The organism is Streptomyces parvus (assembly GCF_032121415.1).
Classification (GTDB): Bacteria; Actinomycetota; Actinomycetes; order Streptomycetales; family Streptomycetaceae; genus Streptomyces; species Streptomyces globisporus_A.
The window spans coordinates 4,850,095-4,865,312 of record NZ_CP135079.1; the positions used below are offsets into that span (position 1 = coordinate 4,850,095).

The 15,218-nt window shown below is 72.3% G+C and carries 9 protein-coding genes and 1 tRNA gene; 6 read left to right on the forward strand and 4 right to left on the reverse strand.

The features are described from left to right. Window positions 1-370 precede the first annotated feature (370 nt). Window positions 371-3,607, reverse strand: a complete 3,237-nt coding sequence (locus tag RNL97_RS23020) for an AfsR/SARP family transcriptional regulator (RefSeq protein ID WP_313751138.1) — start codon at window positions 3,605-3,607, stop codon at window positions 371-373. Window positions 3,608-3,885: 278 nt separating this feature from the next. Between RNL97_RS23020 and RNL97_RS23025 the strand changes: the two genes are divergently transcribed. Further along, window positions 3,886-5,133, forward strand: a complete 1,248-nt coding sequence (locus RNL97_RS23025; RefSeq protein WP_030579727.1) for a hypothetical protein — start codon at window positions 3,886-3,888, stop codon at window positions 5,131-5,133. A 448-nt stretch (window positions 5,134-5,581) separates the two neighbouring features. On the opposite strand, the gene RNL97_RS23030 is transcribed toward RNL97_RS23025, so the two are convergent. Further along, window positions 5,582-7,954, reverse strand: coding sequence for an ATP-binding protein (locus tag RNL97_RS23030; RefSeq protein WP_313751139.1), 2,373 nt, complete (start codon window positions 7,952-7,954; stop codon window positions 5,582-5,584). A gap of 400 nt (window positions 7,955-8,354) precedes the next feature. On the opposite strand from RNL97_RS23030, the gene RNL97_RS23035 reads away from it, so the two are divergent. The 4 genes from RNL97_RS23035 (at window position 8,355) to RNL97_RS23050 (ending at window position 13,818) form a co-directional block, all read left to right on the forward strand. Beyond that, the gene (locus RNL97_RS23035; RefSeq protein ID WP_313751140.1) at window positions 8,355-9,656 is read left to right on the forward strand and encodes a serine hydroxymethyltransferase; all 1,302 of its coding nucleotides are present in this window, start codon (window positions 8,355-8,357) and stop codon (window positions 9,654-9,656) included. Window positions 9,657-9,769: 113 nt separating this feature from the next. Continuing rightward, entirely contained in the window at window positions 9,770-10,093 is a 324-nt protein-coding gene (locus RNL97_RS23040; RefSeq protein WP_243315154.1) for a hypothetical protein, read from the forward strand. Window positions 10,094-10,342: 249 nt separating this feature from the next. Further along, window positions 10,343-10,903: a hypothetical protein gene (locus RNL97_RS23045; RefSeq protein ID WP_030579742.1), complete on the forward strand. Its 561-nt coding sequence runs from the start codon at window positions 10,343-10,345 to the stop codon at window positions 10,901-10,903. Window positions 10,904-11,190: 287 nt separating this feature from the next. Next, window positions 11,191-13,818 carry a GmrSD restriction endonuclease domain-containing protein gene (locus RNL97_RS23050; protein WP_032765204.1) on the forward strand — a complete coding sequence of 876 codons (2,628 nt, stop codon included), beginning with the start codon at window positions 11,191-11,193 and terminating at the stop codon, window positions 13,816-13,818. A gap of 226 nt (window positions 13,819-14,044) precedes the next feature. On the opposite strand, the gene RNL97_RS23055 is transcribed toward RNL97_RS23050, so the two are convergent. Both RNL97_RS23055 and RNL97_RS23060 read right to left on the reverse strand, forming a co-directional pair. Beyond that, window positions 14,045-14,263: a hypothetical protein gene (locus RNL97_RS23055; RefSeq protein ID WP_313751141.1), complete on the reverse strand. Its 219-nt coding sequence runs from the start codon at window positions 14,261-14,263 to the stop codon at window positions 14,045-14,047. Between the two features lie 138 nt (window positions 14,264-14,401). Beyond that, window positions 14,402-14,473 (reverse strand) — tRNA-Arg (locus RNL97_RS23060). 224 nt (window positions 14,474-14,697) lie between these two features. Between RNL97_RS23060 and RNL97_RS23065 the strand changes: the two genes are divergently transcribed. After that, window positions 14,698-15,111, forward strand: coding sequence for a response regulator (locus RNL97_RS23065; RefSeq protein ID WP_030579752.1), 414 nt, complete (start codon window positions 14,698-14,700; stop codon window positions 15,109-15,111). Window positions 15,112-15,218: the final 107 nt, after the last annotated feature.

The window sequence follows — 15,218 nt, forward strand, 5'->3', positions numbered from 1 at the left end:
AAGTCACCGGGAATCTGCCCGGAGGCGGAACCTCTCACGCATGACGGGCCACGCATTCTCCCTCCCTGCACCACATCGCTCGGTGGCCTATGTGGCGAAACGCCCTCTCCGTTACGGGAGTTGAGGGGAAGGGCTCCAGGGATTGCACCCGAACGAGTGAGCCTGTTCGGATCATCGGGCCGTTGTTCTGTGCCATGATCGCAGAGCCGGAAAGTCGGCGGTCAAACCCCCAACCAGCACTGTGCAGAAGGAAGTTGTCACACGCATGTGGAAAATTCTTCAGTGGATGTGGTGACCCCGCGCGGTCCTGTGGGCCACGTCACCAGCGGTTGATCCACACCGCCGATACGGACCGGCCCCCGGGCGCACCTCAGGCGCCGGTCCCTCTCGCTTTCTCCAGCAGCAGACGCCGCAGGCTCTCCGCCTCCGCCTCGGAGCCCAGGCTCCGGTACACCTCCTCCGCCCTCCGCGCGTATTCCAGGGCCGGTTCACTGCGATGCGTGATCAGCGCCGTATGCGCGAGCCCCGCCAGCGCCCGTGCCGCCGTGGGACGCGATCCCGTGCGCTCGGACAGGGCGAGCGCCTGCTCGTAGACCTCCATGGCCACGTCCGGCCGGCCCGCGGATCGGTGCGCGTCGGCCATGCCCAGCAGGGCCCGGGCGCGCTCGTAGGCGCTGTCGATCCTCCGCGCCACCTCCTCCGCCAGCGTGAAGTGCAGCAGCGCCCCCTCGCCGTCGCCGTTCGCGGCCTGGGCCGTGCCGAGACTGATCAGGGCGTTCGCCTCGCCCAGCGCGTCCCCCCGGGCGCGGTGGCTCTCCAGCGACCGCCGGAACCCCTCCAGCGCCCGCGGCGTGTCTCCCATCGCCTGGTACACGGCGCCGAGGTTCGTCTCCAGGATGGCCAGCTCCTGCGCTCCGCTGTGCAGGCGTGCCAGCACCTTCGACCGCTCCAGGTGGTCGTGGGCGCGCTCGATACGGCCCTGGATCCGGTGGACCTCGCCGATGTTGTTGTGCGCGCGGATCTGCCCCAGCAGGTCCCCGGTGTCCTCGTGGATGTGCAGCGTCAGGCGCGCCCGGCCGAGCGCCTCGTCGTACCGGCCCTCGTGGAACAGCGCCGCCCCCTCGACGTTCAGGCAGTCCGCCTCGCCGTGCCGGTCGCCCAGATCGCGGTAGAGCGCCAGTGCCCGCGCCACCATGCGCAGCGCCGGGCCGGTGTGTCCGGCGGCCAGGTGAGCGCGGCTGGCCTGGAGTGAGCTGTCGGCGCACCCCGCCGGGTCCTTCAGGTCCTGGAACAGCGCCAGCGCCTCGCCCGCGCAGCTCAGCGCCTCCCCGGGCCCCGACTGCGCCAGCACCTCCGCCGCCTCCACCAGCGTCTGTGCCAGCAGGACCGGGTTGCCCCGGGAGCGCAGCGCCTCCACCGCCGCCCCGTACAGCTCGTTGGTGATGTCCCAGCTGCCCCAGATCCTGAGTGAGGGGGCGAGCGCGTGCGGGAAGAGCGCCGCGTGCTCCGGATCCTCCGCGGCCGCCGTGCGGGCGGCTGCCATCAGGTTGGCCCGCTCGGCTCCCAGCCAGGCCGTCGCCTCCCGGGCGTCGCCGAACTCGGCCGCGTACACCGACAGATGCGCGGGCTCAAGGGCCCTGCGGCGCGGGTGGGTGAGGCGGTGGGCCCGGTACGCGGAGCCGAGGCAGTACCCGAGGAGCCGTCCGACGGCAGCGCCGCGCGCCTCCTGCGGCTCCTCGACGGTGCACATGCGCAAGGCGAACGCCCGAGTGAGGTCGTGCAGCTGGTAACGGCCGAGGGACGGTTCGGTCAGCAGATGGCCGTCCAGCAGTTCCTCGATACCGCGCCCGACGTCCCCGGCGCCGCCGGGCCCGGGCGAGCTCCCGGACAGAGCGGCCGCGGCCGCCGCCGTGATGTCGGGCCCGGGGTGCAGCGCGAGCAGCCGCAGCAGGCGGCGGGTGGCGGCCGTCAGCTCCGCGTACGAGAAGCGGAACGCCGAGACGAACACCTCCTCGTCGAGGCCGTCCAGGGGGTCGCTCGACTGCGCGAGGCGCTCCAGGAGATGGCGCAGGTCCCAGATCTCCCGGTGCCGGAAGCGGCCCGCGAGCAGCGTCGTGGCCAGCGGATGCCGGCCGCAGGCGTCCACCAGCAGCTCCAGCGCCTCCGGGTCGTGGGAGGTCCGGGCGGCGCCCGCGATCCGGCTGAACAGGGCCGCCGCCTCCCGGGCCGACAGCGCGTCCACCGGCACGGAGACGGCCCCGTCCAGCGCGGAGAGCCGGTTGCGGCTCGTCACGATCGCCAGGCATCCGGGCGATCCGGGCAGCAGCGGGCGCACCTGCGCGGCGTCCCGGGCGTTGTCGAGCACGACCAGCACCCGGTGGCGCGCGGTCCACTCCCGCCACGCGGCCGCCCGCCCGTCGAGGGTGTCCGGCAACGCCTCGCCGGTACCGGCGGCCTGCAGCAGCAGGGCCAGCGCCTCGGCCGGATCGACGGGCCGCCGTCCGCTGAACCCGTGCAGATCGACGTACAGCTGACCGGCCGGGTAGTCCTCGGCCAGCCGGTGCGCGGCGTGTACCGCCAGCGCGGTCTTGCCGATGCCGGGCATCCCGTGGAGCACGGCGAGCGGCAGGGCGTACCCGTCGGCGCCGGCGATCCCTTCGCGCAGAAGCGCCAACTCGTCGGCCCGGCCGGTGAAGTCCCGTGTGTCGCGCGGCAGGTTGTTGCGGCCCGGATGGCACGAGGCGGGCTGCGCGGCCGGGGCGGCGCTGGGTGTCGGGGGAGTGGCGGCTCCCGGGGCGACGCCGGACGCCGGGGCGGGGGGACTGACGGTGACCATTTCCGTCCGGGGCCCGGACAGACCCTGGTCCTGCTCCAGGATGCGCTGGTGCAGCGCCCGCAGATCGGGCCCCGGCTCCATGCCCAGCGCCTCCCGCAGGCGGGCGTGCGTCATGCGGTAGAGCTCCAGCGCCTCGCTGTGCCGGCCGCTGCGGTGCAGCGCCAGCATCAGGGAGCCGACCACCCCCTCCGCCAGCGGGCTCTCCGCCGCCAGCTCCCGCAGTTCGCCGATGAGATCGGCGTGCCGCCCCAGCTCCAGCTCCAGCCGGATGCGCTCCTCCCGGACGTGGCGGTGGTCCTCCACCAGCCGCGCCCGCACCGACGCCGCCCACTCGCCGGAGCTCTCGGTGAGCGGTTCGCCCCGCCACATGCTCTCGGCGGTCCGCAGCAGCCCGATCGCCCAGTCCGTGCGGCCCTGCTCCGCCGCCAGGGCGGCCTCGGAGCGGAACCGCTGGAAGCGGATCAGGTCCAGATCGTTCCGGTCGCGCATCCGGAGCCGGTACAGCCGGGGCTGCACGAGGTCCACCCGTACGAGCGGTCCCACGGCGTGGTCCAGACGCCGCCGGAGCTTGGAGAGATAGGCCTGGAGTGTGGCGGGCCCTTTGGGAGGCGGCTCGTCGCCCCAGACCCGCTCCATCAACGTGTCCACGGCGACCGGCTCTCCGCGCGCGTGTACCAGAACCGCGAGCACACAGCGCTGTTTCACCGAACCGAGCATGTGCTGCTGGTCTCCGTGCCACAGTTCCAGAGGTCCCAGAGCAAGAAGATCCATAACGCTCCCCCGGACAGGTGCACCACTTCCTGCCGCCACCGGCAGCCTCCGCACGTCTGTGCGGAACAGTCCACTGTTCCCTGAGCCACCGGCTCGGACCAGAGCGCACAGGGGGCGTGAGCGGGGCGCATGGCGCGGCGCTTTTCCCCTGCAGTTGGAAGGCAGGATTCCTGCAAGCCGCCTGTCCACATCGGTGGGCAGATGCGTCCCGGGCCGCCATCAGGAGCGGCCTCCGCGGGCCCCTCGGTCCGCGGCGACGGAAACGGGGACTGATTCGGATGAGCCTGACCTTGCCGGACGCGCACCGGCTCCTTGTACCGGTGCGCCTGGACGTCGAACGCTGGACCACCCGGCACACCCGCAGGAAGATCCTGGCGGTGGTGCACACCGTCACGGCGGGACAGCGACTGCTCGAAGCCGTGCGGCTGTTGGAGGGCGACACCCGTGTGCAGGTGTTCTTCACCCAGGCGCCCGACGTGTTCAGCCACGGAGTGGACCACTTCCTGGAACGGCTGGGCGGGCTGGTGCTGCCCTGGCACCAGGCGGTCCAGACGCCCTTCGACCTGGCCCTGGCAGCCGCCCACGGCGGCCTCCTGGAACTGCACGCCCCGGTGATCGTGCTGCCGCACGGTGCCGGGCACAACAAGCTGGTCTCCGCGGGGCAGCGCGGCCGCCGGGTCGCCCCACGCGGGACCTACGGACTCGACCGGCAATGGCTGATCCAGGACGGCCGGCTGGTCCCCGAATCGATCGTGCTCGCCCACCACGAGGACCTGACCCGCCTCGGCCGCGACTGCCCCGAGGCGCTGCCCGCCGCCGAGGTCGTCGGCGACCCCTGCTTCGACCGGATCACGGCGAGCCTGCCGCAGCGGGCCCTCTACCGCGACGCCCTGGGGGTCGGGCCGCGCCAGCGACTCGTGACCGCCTGCTCCACCTGGGGGCCGCGCTCGCTCCTGGGCCGGCAGTGGGAGCTGCTGGAACGGCTGGTCGACGAGCTGCCCCGGGAGGACTTCCGGGTCGCGCTCCTGCTCCACCCGCACGTCTGGAACGCCCACGGCGAATGGCAGGTCCGCAGCTGGCTCGCGCGGCTCGCACGCTCCGGGCTCCTGGTGATCAGCCAGCACGCGGACTGGGTGGGGGCGCTGGTCGCCGCCGACCACATCGTGGGGGACCACGGCTCCGTCTCGCTGTACGGGGCGATGACCGGAGCCCCGGTCCTCATGGGCGACGTCCCCGAAGACGACCTGGACCCCGGCTCACCCGCGGCCGAACTGGTCTCCTTCGCGCCGCGGTTGCACACCGGCCGCCCCCTCGTCCGGCAGTTCGCCCGGGCCGCCGCGTCCTACCGTGCGGAGCGGTACGCACAGGTGGCGGCCCGGATCACCTCGGAACCGGGGCGGTTCGCCGTCCGGATGCGGGCCCTGATGTACCGCAAGCTCCGGCTGCGCGCCCCCGCCGTGCGGCCGTGCACGGACCACGCGCCGCTGCCGGTGACGGCACGTCACGACGAACGGGGTACCACCTGATGACCGCGACGACCGTACGGATCACCGAGGACGTCCCGCAGCACGGGGTGCGCCGGGCCGTGGCCGCTCTGCTGCACCCGGACCGCCCGCTGCGGATCGCCGACGAGCATCTGCGCGTCCGGCTCCCCGCCCCGGCCCCGATGCCGCTGCTGGCGGACGTGCTGGTGGCAAAGGCCCCGGCCACGGAGCCTTCGCCGTACGAGGACTCCGCCCGGCACGCGGCCGAACTCGCCGACTGCCACCCCGGCGCGCTGGTGGTGGCCGTGTACCGGGGCTCGCGCTGCTGGCTGCGGTTGGGCGGCCGGCCCCGGCTGCTGGTCCGTGAGCCGGGATGGCCCGTGCAGCCCTGGACGGTGTGGGCCTCGGTCGCGCACGTCTGGCTGGTGGCCGGGCTGGACCCGGCCGCGTTCGACCCGGCTGCCGTACAGGTCGTCAGGACGGTGCGCAGCTACGCGCCGGCCCCGCCCTGCCCCTTCCCGGACGGGTCCGTCCCCGGGGGCGGGGGAGGTGGAGCCTCCGCTTCCGGCGGCTCCGACCGGGCGTCCGCTTCCGGTTCCGGCGGCTCCGGCGCATCCGGCCGGGCCTCAGCTTCCGGCGGCTCCGACCGGGCGTCCGCTTCCGGTTCCGGCGGCTCCGGCGCATCCGGCCGGGCCTCAGCTTCCGGCGGCTCCAGCGCGCCCAGCCGGGCCTCCGCCTCGACCGCCTCCCTCGACCCGGACCGTCCGACCGATGCGTACAGGGACAGCGCCTCCCGGTAGAGCTGCCGGGCCTGACGTGGCTGCCCGCGCCGCTCGGAGAGCTGGGCCAGCCCTCCGAGCACGCGGGCCGCCTCGAACCCGGCGGCCTGCGCCCGCAGCGCGGACAGCGCCGCCGACAACTCGGCCTCCGCCCGGTCGAGCCTGCCCAGACCCACACACGCCCGCCCGGTCAGGCCGGCCGCCCGCGCCGCGTTGTACGTGTCGCCGGCCGACTCCAGGACGAGGCGGGAGGCCTCGGCGTCCACGGCCGCGTCCTCGTACCGCCCCTGGACCAGGGCGACGTCCGCCAGATTGAACCGGGCCAGCGCACCGGCCCGTAGGTCACCGAGGGCGGGCAACGTGTCGGCGGCGCGGGCGAACAGCTCGGCCGCGCTGTCCAGTTGCCCGAGCCGCTGGTGGGCCAGCCCCCGGTAGTTCAGCGTACGCGCGTGCCCGAGGGCGTCGCCGCGCTGCTCGAAGGAGACGGCGGCCCGCTCGAACATGGCCAGTCCCTCGGAGTGGTCGCCCGTGGCGAGCCTCCCCAGGGCGCCGGAGGTCAGCATCCGGCAGAACGCCTCGTCGTCCCCCTCCTCCTCGGCGGTCAGCAGCCCCTCCCGGTGCGCCTCCACCCACTCCCGGTACAGCTTGCGACGCGGGAAGAGCGGCCACAGCGCATCGGTCAGCTGCCAGGCGAGCTCCGGTGCGCCCATCGCCCGCGCGTGACGGACCACCGCCATCAGATTGGGCAGTTCCCGCTCCAGCCAGTCCAGCGCCGCTTCGGCCGCCGTCTGCCCCTCCGCGGGAGCGAGGTCCTCCTCCACGACGGAACCGGGCTCGACGCCCCGTCCGAACGCCCGCTCCAGGGAGTCGCGTCCGGGCTCGACGACCTGCTCGGCCCGGCAGGCGTTCGCCAGGTAGTGGTGGCCGATGCGGAGCAGTGCGGTGGTCCGCTCCTCGGCGCTGGCGTCCTGTGCGGCCCGCTCGGCGGCGTGCAGCCGCACCAGATCGTGGAACCGGTAGCGCTCGTCGCCCGAGGCCCCGGCCACGTCGACGAGCAGATTCGCGTCGTGCAAGGCGTCGAGCGCCTCGACCGCGTCCCCGCCCAGCAGCGTCCGCGCCAGCGGGACGCCGAACTCCCGGCCCGGGTGAAGCCCCAGCAACCGGTAGAGGCGGGCCGCCCCGGGCGGCAGTCCCCGGTAGGAGAGGTCCAGCGCGGCCCGCACGTCGTGCTCGCCCTCGATGGCCAGCGCCTCCAGCCGTTCGCGCTCCTCGGACAGGGCCCGGACCATCGAGGTGATGCCCTGTCTGGGACGGGCCGCCAGCCGCGCCCCGGCGATGCGCACCGCGAGCGGCAGCCCCGCGCAGAGCAGGACGAGCGCCCGCGCCTCCTCTGGTTGGGCGGCGACCCGGCCATCGGCGAGGGTCGCGTCGAGCAGTTCGACCGCCGCATCGGTGGAGAGGGGGTCCAGGTGGATGACATGGCCCCCGTCGAGGCTGAGCCCCGGCATCCGCCGGCGGCTGGTCACCGCCGTCACGCACCGCCCCGCCGGGAGGAGCGGCCGCACCTGGGCCGCGGTCGCCGCGTCGTCCAGTAGCACCACGAGCCGCCGGTCCGCGGTCAACGACCGGTAGAGCGCGACCCGTTCGCCCAGCGCCGACGGCACCTGGCCGGCCGGGACGCCCAGCGCCCGCAGGAACCGTGCCACCACCTCGCCGGGATCGGCCGGACCCTCCGGAGCCTGCGCGCCCAGATCGGCGTACAGCTGACCGCCGGGGAAGTCGGGGCGCAAGGCGTGCAGCCAGGCCAGCGCGACCGCGGTCTTCCCCACGCCGCCGAGACCGCTGACCGCGGCCAGCGTGGGATGTCCTTCCTCCGTGGCCCGGCTTCTGTGCGCCTCCAGGGCGCGGAGCGCGTCCGTGCGGTCGGTGATCCGGACCGCGGGCGGTAACTGCCAGGGCGGCGGCATCTCCTCCCGCGCCGCGGGCCCCGACACATGGATACCGCCGTGCACGCTGCTCGCCTGGACCACGAAGCCGTGCACCGTTCCGCTCAGTTCGTTGACGCTGTGCTCGTGCCCCCGCATGCGTCCCCCTCCGGACAGCCGAGTATCAGCTTTCACCAGACATCCTTTCCGTACAGACGCTCGATACCCGGGGTGATGGCGACCGGCTACGGACGCACGGCCGCTCCACCGGAACGGACGTGCCTGTGGCATATGCCTCAGGCACAGTCATCATTCCGTGACGGTACGCGCCCCACGCCCCGGCCCGGCCTCTTCGCGCGTTCTCGACCGCCACCCCGGCACACCCTCTAAACTGCCGAACGCCGCGACTGGCGCGCGCCCCGGCAGGGGCGCTCCGTGGAACCGACCACGAGGAAGCGGCAGACCCCGGGCGTGCCCGGGGCGTCATCTCCGGAGAGCCGTCCGCCTGGGCATCCGGGTCCACGCCGCGTACAGCGGCCGACCCGGAAGGACTTCTTCCATGACCACCCGGCCCATCACCGCCACCGCGACCACCACCACGCCCCGCCATCCGGCCCTCGCCGCCTCCGACCCGGAACTGGCCGCCCTGATCGGCGCGGAGGAGCGGCTCCAGGCCGACACCCTGCGGCTGATCCCCAGTGAGAACTACGTCTCCGCCGCCGTCCTCGAAGCCTCGGGCACCGTGCTCCAGAACAAGTACTCCGAGGGCTACCCCGGCAAGCGGTACTACGAGGGCCAGCAGGTCATCGACCAGGTCGAGACGCTGGCGATCCGCCGCGCCCGGGCCCTTTTCGGGATGGACCACGCCAACGTCCAGCCGTACTCCGGCTCCCCGGCCAACCTCGCCGCCTACCTGGCCTTCCTCCAGCCCGGTGACACCGTCCTCGGCATGTCCCTCCCGATGGGCGGCCACCTCACGCACGGCTGGGACGTCTCGGCCACCGGCCGCTGGTTCCGGGGTGTCCGGTACGGGGTCCGCCGGGACACCGGCAGGATCGACCTGGACGAGGTCCGCGACCTCGCCCTCGCCGAACGGCCCAAGCTCATCTTCTGCGGCGGTACGGCCGTTCCCCGCACGATCGACTTCGCGGGGTTCGCGGAGATCGCCCGCGAGACGGGCGCCGTCCTGGTCGCGGACATCGCGCACATCGCCGGCCTGATCGCGGGCGGCGCGCACCCCTCGCCCGCCGGTCACGCGGACGTCGTCTCCACCACCACGCACAAGACCCTGCGCGGCCCGCGCGGCGCGATGCTGCTCTCCACCGCCGAGCACGCCCGCGCCATCGACCGCGCGGTCTTCCCCGGCCTCCAGGGCGGCCCGCACAACCAGACCACGGCCGCCATCGCGGTCGCCCTCGGCGAAGCCGCCACGGCCGGCTTCTGCTCCTACGCCCACCAGGTCGTGGCCAACGCCCGATCCCTCGGGGAGGAGTTGGCCGCCCGTGGCTTCGACCTGGTCTCCGGCGGCACCGACAACCACCTGTTGCTGATCGACCTCACGAACAAGGACGTCCCCGGCAAGACCGCGGCCAAGGCCCTCGACCGAGCGGGCATCGTCGTCAACTACAACACCGTCCCCTACGACCCCCGTAAGCCCTTCGACCCCTCCGGCATCCGGGTCGGCACGCCGGCGCTCACCTCGCGGGGCGTCCCGGCCTCCGCGATGGGCACGGTCGCCACCTGGATCACCACGGCGGTCGACGCGGCACGCACGGGCGACGAGAGCGCGATCAGGAAGGTGCGGGAAGAGGTGAAGGACCTGATGGACGCCTACCCGGCACCGGGGCTGCCGGTCGGCTGACGAGGCACTCTGCGCGCCTTCTTCACCCGTTCTCCGCCCTCCCAACTCCCCTCTGTGGCACCGTGGATCGACTGATGACCCGGGTGCCCGGGCACCCACGAGGGGGGACTTCCATGCGACTTCGTACCGCCGCGGCCTCGGCCGCCCTCGTCCTGTGCGCCACGGCGGGCCTGGCAGCCTGTTCGTCGTCACCGGGCACCGCGGACGCGGAGCGGCCCGCCGCCCCCACCGCGCCGGCCTCCGTGGAGGGGCTGGCGGAGAACATGGAGACGGGCACGCTCCGGACGGAGCCGCCCGAGCTGAACGAACAGAGTGTCGCGGGGCCCGAGAAGTGCGCCCGCTCCGCCGCCGACATCCCGGCGGAGTGCGCCGTCGACCCCTCGTTCGCCGAAGTCACCGAGGGGGAGCGGGCCGCCGAGCCGCCCACCCTGCCGTGAGCGTTCCGCCGGTGAGCGGGTGAGGAAACCGGAACGGGAGGGCGGGCACACCACCGTGTGCCCGCCCTCCCGTTCGGCGTACCGCGTCGCCCTGGGAGCCCGTGCGAGGGTCAGGACCACGGGCACCTTCAACCACTTGCGTCACAGGGGCCCCTTCCTTCCGTCACAGCGATCTCTTAGTCTCACACCCTGTTCACATATGACAATTGATGATCTCGCCACAGAGGTCAGGCGCGGGGGTAGTGAAGCATGCGTGAAAACTGGCGCTCGAAGTTGAGCGTTCTCGCCGGGGTGTCGGCACTCGCCCTCTCGGCCGTCACCGCGACGCCGGCGCTCGCCGACGACGCCCCGGAGACCCCCGTGGAAGTCCAGCTGCCCGCCGACGTGGAGATCGTCGAAGGCCTCGGCACGGAACCCGGCGCGGAGATCCCCTTCCCGGCGGACGAGGACGAGACCACGGGACCGGCGGGCGCGATGGCCGCCAAGGCCGCCCCGCCGTCGAACACGTGCCTGGGCGCGACCGCCGCCTACGGCACCAGCGGGTGCTTCCAGCACAACGGCGACGTCGTCTGGGCGGGCGACACCAAGAAGGACGGCATGTCCGCGGCCATCGGGGTCTACACCGACTACGGGCGCGCCGAGGAGGTCTGTGTGAACAAGCTCGGCGTGAACACCTGGGCGACCTGCAACAAGGACTACCGCGAGACCGGCAACGTACGCCTGCGCGTCCTGCGCTACGACGGCGACACGGGCAAGTTCTACCAGCCCGAGGCGTGGTCCGGCTGGATCCCGGTCGACGGGAAGTTCTGACCACCCCCGGTGAGGGCGACCCGGACCGTACTCCGCTCGCCCTCACGGGGTTGCGGCGTGCGCGGCGAACACGAAAAAACCGGACCAGCCTCTGCTGGTCCGGTTCTTCAATCCGGAAGTGCCCCCGGCAGAATTCGAACGCGCAGACTTCTCCTGGCTTGCGCGGGGACGCATGATGCCGCGGCTGGGCGGCCCTTGGACCTCATCACCGTGGATTCCTCCTGCCGACGAGTCCGCGTGCGGCACAATGACGGGTCGGCGAGACGGCAAGCGGGGAGGGGACGCGCGTGCACGCCCAGGAGACGACGTTCAGCAAGTTGGTCCACGGTGAGACGCAGTTCCAGGTTCCGCTCTACCAACGCACCTACACATGGCAGCGCGACGAGCTGAGTCAGTTGTGGGACGACGTCCTGGAACTCGTCGAGGACAAACGGGCGGGCAATGAGCCGGCGGCGCACTTCCTCGGGTCGGTCGTCCTCGCGCCGGAACGGGTCGCGGCGGGCGGAATGCAGCGCTGGCTCGTCGTGGACGGCCAGCAGCGGCTCACCACACTGATGCTCGCCTTCACCGCACTGCGGGACCGCCACCGGGCACGTGGGCGTGAAAAGAAGGCCGCCCGTATCCACGACCTGATCCTGGTCAACAGCTACCAGGACGGGAACGACCACTATCGCCTGCTGCCCACGCAGGCCGACCGTGAGGCGTTCGTCGCCTGTGTGGATTCCCTCCCCACGGCCGGAGGAGCGGGGAACATCGGCGGCGCCTACCGGTTCTTCCTCACTGTTCTGACCGAAGGTGAGGAGACCGCCGAGGAGGACGGCTCCGGCGAGCGGTGGATCGGTGCCGTGGAGTCCGTCCTCCGCGACCTTCTCTCCATCGTGTCGATCACCGCCGCCGAGGGCGACAACGTCTACCGGATCTTCGAATCCATCAACAACACCGGCGTCGGGCTGAGCCAGAGCGACCTGCTCCGCAACTACCTCTTCATGTGTCTGCCCAGACGTGGCGAGGCCGTCTACCGCAACCTGTGGCTTCCGATGCAGGAACTGCTGGGACCGACCAGACTGGAGCTCCTCGTCTGGCTCGACCTGGTCGTCGGAGGCGACAGCCGGGCCAAGCAGAGTGAGATCTACCGGGACCAGAAGAAGCGCCTCGAACCGCTGAGTTCCGACGAGGAGGCGCTGGAGGCGGAGGTCCTCCGGCTGCGGGTGAGGGCGGGACGCCTCATGCGGATCGTCGAACCGTGGCGGGAGAGCGATCCGCGTCTGCGCGACATCTTGGAACGCCTCGCCCGCTGGAGCGGCCAGACGCACTACCCGCTGGCGCTCCTCCTGCTCGACCGGCTGGACGAGGGGGACTGCGCACCCGGCGAAGCGGCTACTGCCCTTTCCTATGCCGAGAGTTACCTGGTGAGGCGTCTGTTCGCTGGCAACTCCACCACCGGCAACAACCGGACCTTCATGCAACTGCCCAAGGATGTCGAGCGGGAACTCGAGAACGGGCGCCCGCTCGCCGACGCCGTACGCCACGCCCTTTCCGCCAGAAGCGGGACGGGCGTCTGGCCCTCCGACGCCGCGGTGCGGCAGTCGATCCGCAGCCGCCCCTTCTACAAGTCGGGCCGGTCGAACCAGCGGTTCGAGGTACTGCGCCGGTTCGAGGAGAGTTTCGGCGCCACCGAACCCGTCGACTTCACCAAGGCGAAGCTGACCGTCGAGCACGTGCTGCCGCAGCAGCCCGCCCAGCAATGGTTCGACCTTCTCGCCGAGGAGGCCGGGGAGAGCGAGAGCCCGGAGGAGCTGCACGCCCAACTGGTGCACACTCTGGGCAACTTGACGCTTTCCGGGGACAACGCGCGGCTTTCCAATCATCCTTTCCACCGCAAGCAGCAGATCCTGGACTCCAGTGCTCTGCGGATGAACCAGCGCATCGCGGGTGTGGAGCGCTGGGGCAGGACGGAGATCCTCGCCCGCGCCGACGAACTGGCTGAGTTGGCCGTGGAATTGTGGCCGGGCCCCCTCGACGGCGTGGTCCACGCCGATGCCGAGTGGGCCGGCTGGGGCGAGCTGCGCCAGGCGCTGCTGAGCATGCCGGCGGGCACGTGGACGACCTATGGCGACCTGGCGACCCTCGTTGGTACCCACGCGGTCGCGGTCGGCAACCACATCAGTACCAGGCCCGCCCTGCACGGCGCCTACCGCGTGCTGATGGCGGACGGAAAGATCTCCCCCGGATTCCGCTGGCCGGAAGGGCACACAGGTGCTTCCGACCCGCGCGCGGTGCTGGAGCGCGAAGGCGTGCCGTTCGACGACCGGGGCCGCGCCCGCCGCTCCCACCGGCTGACAGCGTCCGACCTCGCCACACTGGTGGGCAGGGAAGACTTCGGGAACGAGGCACCTGCTCCGGCGCCCGAGACGGCGGGAGCCGACGGGGACTCCGCGGCCACCCGCTTCGAGAAGCTGCTGCATGACAACCAGACGCCGGACACGGTCGCGGGAGTCCTCTCGTGCCTCAGGTTCTGGACGGAACGCGGCGGCACGCTCGCGTATGGGAGGAGGAGCGAGACCAGCTGCTCGCCCACGCTGTCCCTGCCCGGTACCCGGGCACGCTCGGTGTGGCCTCTCGCCCTGTACCCGGTGACCGGCACTGCCGAAGTGGTCTTCCAGCACCTCAAGCGTCGACCGCCCTTCGACGACGAGCAGCCCCGGCGCGAGCTCATGGGCCGCCTGAACGCCGTGCCGGGCATCGACCTCGCGGCGGCCAAGCTGGATCTGCGTCCCGCGTTCCCGCTGGAGGTGTTCGCCGAGCACGGAGAGGAACTCCGCGGCATTCTGGAGTGGTTCGCGCACACGGTCGAGGCGGGCGGGGCCCGCGCGGGCGCCGAAGAGGCCGCACGGGGCGACGGAGGCGCTGCATAGACTGCTGCCCGGTCCGGTGGTCCCCCCCCGCACCGAACCGCGGAACGGCCGCCCGTGAGGGGGAGGCGTGGAACCGCTGAGCGCCGAGGTCCGACGGAGACCGGGGGTTCACTCTCGACTTCGGTCTCGCGGTGCTCGCGGAACGCCGTACCGCCCTGACCACCACCGGTTACGGAGCAGGCCCGCAAGGGAATGGAATACCGCTGCCTGATCATCGCCGGAGCGGCTACGGCCGCCTTGCGAGGCGGTAGACCGCGTACGTGATGCCCAGAATGACGTCCACGCCGGCCCACAGGACGATGATCAGGCCCGCACCGATCGCGGTGCCGGCGTTCTCGGCGTCGTTGCAGCTCCGCCTGTCGAGCGTCCCGCAGTCCTCGGGGGTGCCCGAGCCGGAAACGATCCCGATGATCAGCCGGACCAGGAAGAAAATTTGGACACCCAAGAAGACCCACAGGAAGATCCGGTGCTTCGTGGGCGAGTGCCGACGCCCAGCATCTCTCCGCCCGCCGAGTTCGGCGCGCCTGGCGGAACGAGAAGAGCCTGACCGGCATAAATGCAGGTCAGGCCCTCAATCCGGAAGTGCCCCCGGCAGGATTCGAACCTGCGCACCCGGCTCCGGAGGCCGATGCTCTATCCCCTGAGCTACGGGGGCGAATCGCGGTGGTGCTTTGCGACGGGTGAAACACTACCAGCTCCCACGGGGTGTCCGTGAACAGGTATTCCGCCGCGCCTCCGCGCCTCTTCCTCCCGGTCGGGCGGGGCGGGGAAGCGGCGCGGTGAGGCGCCGGCCACCCGTCCGGGGCGGAAGTGGACAAAACCCGGACGCCACCCCTCCGGCGGACCTACTCTCGAAGGGTGTCAGGGGCGTACGGCCGCGTGCTTGTTGTCGACGACAACAAGGTCATCCGGCAGCTGATCAGGGTCAATCTCGAGCTGGAGGGCTTCGAGGTCGTGACCGCGGCCGATGGTGTCGAGGCCCTGGAGCTGGTCGCGAGCGTCCGCCCCGACGCCATCACCCTCGACGTCGTGATGCCCCGGCTGGACGGTCTGGAGACCGCCACCCGGCTGCGCTCCGACCCCCGCACCCGCCGTCTTCCCATCGTCGTCATCAGCGCCTGTACGCCCTACGAGGTCGACGCGGGGGTGGCGGCCGGGGTCGACGCGTTCCTGGCGAAGCCGTTCGAGCCGAGCGAACTGGTGCGGATCATGCGCCGGCTGGTGACCGGGGAGGAAGAGCCCTCGCCGGACGGGCGGCGCGGTGCCGGTCGGGCGGGGAGCACGGCCGGCTGACCGGAGGGGTGGGCCGGGACCGGCTGCCCCGCGCCGTGGAACCGGGCCCGGCTGACCGGATGGCGAAACCGGGTCGCAAAGTGCCCCCCTCTCTCACCTACGCTTGA

What these genes read in the sequence shown, in the direction of transcription:
- RNL97_RS23030 (WP_313751139.1), bottom strand. Translation starts at nt 7,954, where the DNA reads ATGCGGGGGCACGAGCACAGCGTCAACGAACTGAGCGGAACGGTGCAC.
- RNL97_RS23040 (WP_243315154.1), top strand. Translation starts at nt 9,770, where the DNA reads ATGCGACTTCGTACCGCCGCGGCCTCGGCCGCCCTCGTCCTGTGCGCC.
- RNL97_RS23035 (WP_313751140.1), top strand. Translation starts at nt 8,355, where the DNA reads ATGACCACCCGGCCCATCACCGCCACCGCGACCACCACCACGCCCCGC.
- RNL97_RS23025 (WP_030579727.1), top strand. Translation starts at nt 3,886, where the DNA reads ATGAGCCTGACCTTGCCGGACGCGCACCGGCTCCTTGTACCGGTGCGC.
- RNL97_RS23045 (WP_030579742.1), top strand. Translation starts at nt 10,343, where the DNA reads ATGCGTGAAAACTGGCGCTCGAAGTTGAGCGTTCTCGCCGGGGTGTCG.
- RNL97_RS23020 (WP_313751138.1), bottom strand. Translation starts at nt 3,607, where the DNA reads ATGGATCTTCTTGCTCTGGGACCTCTGGAACTGTGGCACGGAGACCAG.